The organism is Azospirillum sp. SYSU D00513, assembly GCF_017356015.1.
Lineage (GTDB): Bacteria > Pseudomonadota > Alphaproteobacteria > Azospirillales > Azospirillaceae > Azospirillum.
In genome coordinates this window covers 1-485 of the sequence record NZ_JAFIQV010000130.1, presented here as the reverse complement: position 1 = coordinate 485, position 485 = coordinate 1, and the positions used below count along the sequence as shown (strand labels likewise).

Here is a 485-nt window from a genome sequence, read left to right as displayed (position 1 = left end):
ATGCCGCGCCCGTCGTCGATGACCCGGATCACCACCTGGTCGTTGTCCTGGCTGGCCGACAGCGTCAGCCGCGCCGCCGCCGGCTTTCCCGCCGCCTCGCGGTCGCGCTCGATGCCATGGTCGAGCGAGTTGCGCACCAGATGCAGCAGCGGCTCGAACAGCCCCTCGATGACCGTCTTGTCGGCCTGGGTGTCCTCGCCCTCGATGACCAGCTCGACCTGCTTGCCGAGCTTGCGCGAGAGGTCGCGCACGAGGCGGGGGAAGCGCTGGAAGACGGTGGAGACCGGCAGCATGCGGACCTGCATGATGGCGTTGCGCAGGTCCAGCGCGATGCGGTCGATGACCGCGTACTGCTCCTTGACCTCGCGGGCCATCTCGCGCGAGCCGTAGACGTTCTCGGCGCGGCGGGCGAGGAAGGGCAGGCCGTTCTTGGCGACCACCAGCTCGCCGATGAGGTTCATCAGCGCGTCGATGCGCGACTGGTC

At 69.1% G+C, this 485-nt stretch carries 1 pseudogene; it reads right to left on the bottom strand.

Going from position 1 to position 485, the window contains the following annotated elements:
* Positions 1–485: pseudogene (locus JUB11_RS32515) on the bottom strand (chemotaxis protein CheA); the annotation flags it as partial.